General features: G+C 66.0%; 7 protein-coding genes. 5 read left to right on the forward strand and 2 right to left on the reverse strand.

What is annotated here, in order from left to right:
• Positions 1-213: 213 nt before the first annotated feature.
• Positions 214-1,794, reverse strand: a complete 1,581-nt coding sequence (locus AC08OJ_RS17480) for an AAA family ATPase (RefSeq protein WP_476596297.1) — start codon at positions 1,792-1,794, stop codon at positions 214-216.
• A gap of 934 nt (positions 1,795-2,728) precedes the next feature.
• On the opposite strand from AC08OJ_RS17480, the gene AC08OJ_RS17485 reads away from it, so the two are divergent.
• From AC08OJ_RS17485 to AC08OJ_RS17505, 5 genes are all read left to right on the forward strand, one after another.
• Positions 2,729-2,965: a DUF4037 domain-containing protein gene (locus tag AC08OJ_RS17485; protein WP_462203587.1), complete on the forward strand. Its 237-nt coding sequence runs from the start codon at positions 2,729-2,731 to the stop codon at positions 2,963-2,965.
• A 208-nt stretch (positions 2,966-3,173) separates the two neighbouring features.
• Complete coding sequence (locus AC08OJ_RS17490) at positions 3,174-3,440, forward strand: HepT-like ribonuclease domain-containing protein (protein ID WP_476594280.1); 267 nt, start codon at positions 3,174-3,176, stop codon at positions 3,438-3,440.
• A gap of 61 nt (positions 3,441-3,501) precedes the next feature.
• Complete coding sequence (locus AC08OJ_RS17495) at positions 3,502-3,744, forward strand: hypothetical protein (protein ID WP_476594277.1); 243 nt, start codon at positions 3,502-3,504, stop codon at positions 3,742-3,744.
• 333 nt (positions 3,745-4,077) lie between these two features.
• On the forward strand, positions 4,078-4,353 hold the full coding sequence (locus AC08OJ_RS17500; protein WP_462188646.1) for a hypothetical protein: 276 nt from the start codon (positions 4,078-4,080) through the stop codon (positions 4,351-4,353).
• A gap of 53 nt (positions 4,354-4,406) precedes the next feature.
• Positions 4,407-5,117, forward strand: coding sequence for a hypothetical protein (locus AC08OJ_RS17505; RefSeq protein ID WP_476594278.1), 711 nt, complete (start codon positions 4,407-4,409; stop codon positions 5,115-5,117).
• A 462-nt stretch (positions 5,118-5,579) separates the two neighbouring features.
• Here the strand turns inward: AC08OJ_RS17505 and AC08OJ_RS17510 are convergent, their stop codons facing one another.
• Positions 5,580-6,353 (reverse strand): transposase family protein, encoded by a 774-nt coding sequence (locus AC08OJ_RS17510; protein WP_476596298.1) that lies wholly within the window; start codon positions 6,351-6,353, stop codon positions 5,580-5,582.
• Positions 6,354-6,623 lie beyond the last annotated feature (270 nt).

Here is a 6,623-nt window from a genome sequence, read left to right on the forward strand (position 1 = left end):
TGCGGAAGACAAGCCCAGAGGAACGAAACGGGCCCATGATCGTTTATTTGGGGAGCGCGAAAGCGTTCTCGTGGTGCGATGTACAGCAAAAGCCACCGATCTCAGATGCTACTTATCGTTATCAGAACTCCAAAGCGCCCTCTGACACCCCACAGGCCTCGCGGACGACTCGGCCCCCGCGTCGTGTTCGGACTCAAGGCGCGCGGGCGTCGGTCACCCGTTGAGGAGGGTGATGCAGCGCCCGGCCGGGCTGGTCACGGTGGTGATCGCGGTGCGTTCGTCGATGGGAGGCGCGTTCGTGCGCTGGTCGAAGATCGCAAGGGTGCCGGTCGGCAACTGGAGTCGGTCGAGATAGCGGTCCAGCTGTAGGAGCCCGGCCTTGAGCGGGTTGGATCTGCCGGTGCGCCAGGCCTTGATCTCGAAACCCTCGCGATGGACCTGCCGCGGTCCCCCGCGGGGTACGTAGGGCCAGCGGAGATGAAGGTCAATGCGGCCGGAGCCGAGCGCGTATTCGCGTTCGACCTGGCCGGTACCGTTGATGGCGCGCTGGAGGTAGCCCATGAGAATGAGCTGGGGCGCGGCCTCGTCGTAGTAGCCGCGGCTGGTGAGAAACTCGCCGTTCTCGATCCACCAGACCGCGAAGTCGGCGAGGACTCGTGGAAGATCGAAACTGCCGTCCGGGCGGACGAAGGTGCGGGGATCGGTGGTGATGCTCTCCTGCACGGAGGACGACAGGACGCGGACGATGACCTCGCGGTAGATCGGATTCGCGGCCCGTACTGGTGGGTCGGGTGCGATGAGGCCGAGATCACGGACATAGCTGACGTCGTCGTCGTACGGGTCGAGGACGAGCGGGTCCCCGGCGATCAACGGAGCGATGATCTCACGGACACGGGGTTCGGCTAGCTTGGAGGCCAGCGAGTCCAGGTGGGTGGCGCGCGCAAGGACGAACCGTTCCTTCGCGGCCTCGAGATGCTCAAGTGTGATCGTCTCTGTGGCGGGCACGGCCATCTCCTCGACGACCTCGCGGGCCAGCGCGTTGACCAGCCACGGCTGGCCGCCCGTGAGCTCGTAGGCGTGCTCGACGGCGCCCGGCGCGAACGGCTGGCCGGTGACGGCGGTGTGCTGACCGTAGAGCTCCGCCACCTCATCCGCGGTGAAGTCGCCCAGCCTAAGCGACTTGAGTTTGATGTTGAAAGAGCTCGACGTGCCCAGCCGCGACGGGTCACCACCGGCCGCCGCCTTGTAGTCACGGACATCGCGGAGACCACACAGCACGACCGATGCCGGGAAGGGCGCTGTGGAGCGGGCGTTGTAGCCGTCCCGCACCTGGCTGAGCACACTGATCAGCGACTGGCCCTGAAGGGCGTCGATCTCGTCGAAGAACAGGACGAGCGGACGTGGGCAGATCCGGGCCCAGGCTCCGAGCGCCTCGACGATCAGGGTGCCGTCGGAGGTCTCCGGCCACGGCGCCGGCCGCAGCTCCGCAGGCAGGGTGTCCTCGGCGCTGGAGCGGAGCCGGTCGAGAATCGCCCGGGACGCGGCGCGGATGTCGTCTCCCCAGGCGCGCCCGGTCTCGCAGGAGACGTGCACCGCGGCGTACCGGCCCTGCATGGTCAGGTCGGCCGCGAGTGCGCGGAGCGCCGTCGTCTTCCCCGTCTGGCGGGGCGCGTGGACGACGAAGTAGGCCTTGAGATCCACCAACCCGGGCGCCTCCGGGAGGCGGGACAGCGCCGGGATCATGTAATGCTCCGCGGGGATGCACGGCCCAGTCGTGTTGAACCGACGGCTCACCAGTCCTCCTCCCCGCCCGACTCGCTACTTCACGACCAGCCTACCCGTGATCGACGATCTACCTGTGCGGCGAGTGATTCCTCCCTGACTGGTCGCGATCGCGCGGACGGACCAATGGAACACTCGTTCAATCCGTCAGGCGATACTCCGGTCGGCGCGGTCATCCAGCGTCGCCCCTGGCCAGGGGCCGGGTAGCGACCGGCCGGACGGTAATTTCAAGGCCAGCAACCAAGATCTATCGATTCGGATGCTGGTACAGAGAGGCCACCCTTTTTCTGATCACGCCTCCGACCTCGGTGAATGCGGTTCGCGATCTATCGCTTTGAGATTCAACACCATGGAACGGTGCTGGTCAGGGCCTCGACAGCTGGTTCGAGCCCCGGCCGGACGACCATGTTGGGATCATGCGAACCGCGTCCGTTCCGCCGAGGTGCTGAGCGGTGGCGACTTCGGAGGACCCGCGGTAGCCACGGCAGCCGCTGGTGCCGCGGCAAGAACGCGCATGGCAACCTGTTCGCCGACGGCCTGGGCAGCGACGAAGGGACCATCACGTCCCAGCTGCCGTCCAGCATGCCGATGGCACCGGCCGGGAGTCGCCGTTCACGTCAGGCGACAGGACCATAGCCCTTCGTCCTGGACCACGTCAGGTCCGTGGTCTCCTTGGCTGACGTCCCCGATTCAGTGGTGATCATGGTTGACACGTCCCGCGCACGGCTGTTCGGCAACCTCGACGATGAGATGCCTGGTGCATGACGGGATGCCTTGAGGAGGATCGCGGAGCCGTGCCCGGTCGCGATCTTTCTCAACGGTTCTACGAGCGGGCGGTTCGGTCGCTGGTCGTGGGCGTGCCCCACGCTGCCGCGTTGCTCGGTGAGGGGTCCGAGGTCCTCGGCTTCGACGACGAGGTCTCCACGGACCACGACTTCGGCCCCCCGTGCACGACCCGCTCGATCTGCTCACCACGCGGCGTCGGGCACTGGCCTGGTACCCCGACGACGTCTGGCGCTACGTCCTGGCAGCCGGCTGGCTGCGGGTCAGCCAGGAAAAACCGTTCATCGGCCGCACAGGTGGCCGCGGCGGCGACGACCTCGGCTCGCGTGTGCTTGCCGCCCGCGTGGCCCGCGACCTCATACGGATCGGCTTTTCTCCTCGAACGCCTTGGTCTGGCTGAGCCCGTCGATCCCGCCCCGCGCCGCTTTCATTCCCGAGACATCCACGTACTCGGCGCCGAACGCCTCACCCGTGCGCCGACCGATGCGATCAGCGATCCGCCGCTGCGAACCCTCCTCACCCGACTCGGACACGGGCCCGACGGCCCGCTCGGCCATCTTCTCGGCGCGATCGACCAGGCCACCGACAGCTTAGCGCGCTGGCCGGACGTGCCGTGGCGGTCCGTCACAGGCTTCCGCAACATCGCCGTTCACACATACTTCGAGGTCGACTGGTCAATTGTGTGGCGCATCCACGCCGGCAGCCACACGTTCTGTTCAGGCCGCCGAGGTCTCACCGCTCGGATCGCCCAGCGTGGCCACCTTCTCCAGCTTGTGTTACGTTCGTCACACCGGTGGACGTATGCACTCCGCCGCCACCTCCCAGCGCTCCAACCAGGAGCGATCCCCACTCCACCATCACACCCCCACCCGTAGTGCCACAACTTCACTGCTACGGTTACGCAACGCCACAACTCGATAGGTATGGAGAACCGGGATGGCCAAGCGCAACGCCGCGCTCACTCTTCTCTTAGTCGAAATCGGCGCAATCGCGCTACTTGTGAATTCTCTGATCTCGTTCGACTGGCATGAACTTTGGTTCACCCTGTCGATCTCGATCGCTATTCCGTGTTGGGTTCTCGCCGTCAAGGCGCTTTCTACTTGCGGCGTGACAACCCAGCGCCGCACCCCGTGCCGTAAGGTGCTCCCAGCTGATCGCCGATCGGTGTTTTTGATCTAGGTTTCCCGTCTGCGGGCAAGGGTGGGGAGCGACGGTCGTGTCGCGGCGCCGGGTCCACCTGCATCCTCGGCACCGGCGTGCCTGCGGTCGCCTTCGCCAGGCTCCGCCCAGTCCGCCGGCAGCGCGGTCAGCAATGTCCGGCCTGAACGCCAGCGGTTCGGGAGCCGCCGTTGTCGACCCGTTCGACCCACCCGTCGACGGTGAGTTGTCTTGCTGGTGTGGTGGGAGGAGTCGGTGCTTGGTCGCGCCCGGCGGCGACCGATGGCAGAGTACCCTTGAGGTACTGGAGGCACCGACGGACTGGTAGCTGGCGGGAAGGAGACGGACGCGGCGATGATGGAGCAGACGCCCCGGCAGGTTGCGGTCAAGGTCTCGCCGGAAGGCGACAAACTGATCACCAGTGGCGCGCACTACTTGCATATGAGCAAGAAGGATCTCGTCGAGGCGGCGGTCGCATTTTACCTGGATGCGCGCCGCGAGGAAATGCAGTCCGGGATGCGGGAGCTGCTGAGCGAGCTCGACGGCAGCCGCGCGTCACGGATAGCGATGCTCGCCGGGATGACTCGTGCTGAACTCGACGCGATCGGCGGCGTCGAAGAGGACCGCTGACGGTGGCCGGACGGGCCCGCCCCACGCTCCGCTGCCTGCGAGAGGATCTCGCCTTGACGGTCCCGCGCGCGGACACGCCTTTGGAGGACATCGGCCATCCGCTACTCGGCAAGGTCGGCGACCGCTTCGCCGACGACGACACGCCGCAGGAGCGGATCGCCGCGATCGACGATCAGGTGTTGTTCAAGGTGAAGGTCCAGCGCTGGCGCGGTGCAGTGTGGGTCGACGCCGGGATCCCATGGCTGGCGGCGGCCGGGCAGCGGGAGGAAGGCTCGCCCGATGACTTCTACGCGGCGCTGGCCGCACGCGCAACCGCCGCGCGGGCACGCTACAACGCCAGACACTCGCCTGCTCTCGCCACCACGACCTACACCGGTGACCTGCTGTCCGGTCAGGAGGACAAGCTGAGGTGGCGGGCCGAGTCGGCGACGCGCGCCGAGCGCACGCTCAGGGCGGCGGTGCACCGGCTGGTAGGCGAGTCACTGCTGGACGGCCAGGAGCATGCCGTCATGCTGGACGGCGCGGCGCTGGGCATCCAGGTCGTCGCTGACCAAGGTCACGAGACCTATGTCGCGATCCGCCTCATCGGCTCGGTCCCGCGACGGCTCGTCGCGACGATCCTCAGCCTCGTACCCGGATGTGAAGCCGACGCATGGATGTCCGACTACGCCATGCCGCAGCGGGCAGTGGCCCCCGAAGAGCAGATCTGGTCCAACATCATGGACCCAGCCGAGGCTGCGACGTTTCTCGACCAGCAACCATGAGCCTGTCATCCCTCCTGAACCCGAAGAGGAACGTCAACGCGACCACCACGCCGACGACTACGGTCACGAGACGGGTCGAAGCGTCCGGAACCGCCAGACCTGCGGAACACCCGTTCGATCCGGTAGGTGATGTAACGGTCGGCGCGGTCACTGGGCATCGTCCCTGGCCAGGGCACGGGTAGCGACCGGCCGGACAGTGATTTCAGGGGCCGCAACCAAGATCGAACGGTTCGGATGCTGGTACACAGGGTCCACAAGCTGGCTTTGCCTGCTCAGCCCCCCTTCGGGGGCGCTTTCGCGTTTGCCGCTGGCTCCTGGCTGGACATCAGGTGTCAGCGCGCCTGGCCCCGACTGGGCCCGATCATCTGGGCAACACCGCTACCCCGTGAAGATCGAAGTCGGCGGGCACTAATTATTGACGGCGGTCGAGCTTCCCACCGAGCCTTTTCAAAGTTGGTTGTTCTAATGGCCCTCGCTGGCGAGGACGAGGACGGCCTGGGCGAAGGTGCCGACGCGGCGTGGGCAGCCGCGGAAACGGTCGAATATGTGCCAGTTCTTGAGGACCGCGAATCCTCGTTCACCTTGTGAGCGGGTGGTGGCATGGGTCCGGTTGGCCTCCTTGTCACGGTCGGGGAGGTCGTTGTTCTTGGGTTTCTTGATCGGGACGAGGAGGCGCTCGCCCTCGCCGCCGATGTAGCCCTTGTCCGCGTAGAGGTAGAGCTCCGAACGGTCGATCAGATCGAGAATGTCGTGCATCCGGGCCGCGGTGAGGTCATGGACGGAGCCGGGAAGCCCTTCGGAGATCCAGATCAGCCGGCCGTAGGGGTCGGTGAGGCTCTGCAGGGTGATGCCGTGGTACTTGTGCTTGCCCGAGTAGTACAGCTTGTTATGCGCCCGGACACGATTGGTACGCACGATGGTGCCGTCGAGGATGAGGAAGTTGCTCTGGGTCCACGCGAAAATCCAGGCCGCGGCGAGCAGGGTCCGGCCGTGAGTGGCGAGCAGGCGGACGGCTTCGCGGATGTAGTTGTGGACGGTGCCGACGCTGACCTGGAACCCCTCGGCGAGTCGCTCGTAGCGTTCACCCTTGCGTAGGTGGACAAGTACCAGGAGTGCCTGCTCGTGTGGGGGCAGCTTGCGCCAGGTCCGGCGCTGGGCGCGGTCCTCGGCCAGCAGCCCCGCGAGGAAGGTCAGGGTCGACTCGGGCAGGTCGACGACACCAGGGTAGGTTAGCAACGGAAGTCCTCGGTCAAGGGCACAGTGGAGTAGACACCCTGTGATCTACCGAGGACTTCTCTATTTACGGCACCCCTCCGGCCACCGCCCGGCCAACTATCGCCGCCGCCAGATGGCGGAACGACTGGAGCCGGCGCCCGTTCAATTAGCTAATTGGTGATCCTCAACCGCCGAGAGAATCAGACAAACCGAGATTGAAAAGGCTCGATGTGCCACCGTTTCGTCCGTCCTTCGTCTATCAGCTCACAGTCGGCGCGCCGCCCAAAGATT

The sequence above is a fragment of the Frankia sp. CgKIO3 genome (genome assembly GCF_977946435.1).

Bases quoted from the DNA above. Each gene is read 5' to 3' on its own strand.
- AC08OJ_RS17495 (WP_476594277.1), top strand. From the start codon at position 3,502: ATGGCCAAGCGCAACGCCGCGCTCACTCTTCTCTTAGTCGAAATCGGC.
- AC08OJ_RS17500 (WP_462188646.1), top strand. From the start codon at position 4,078: ATGATGGAGCAGACGCCCCGGCAGGTTGCGGTCAAGGTCTCGCCGGAA.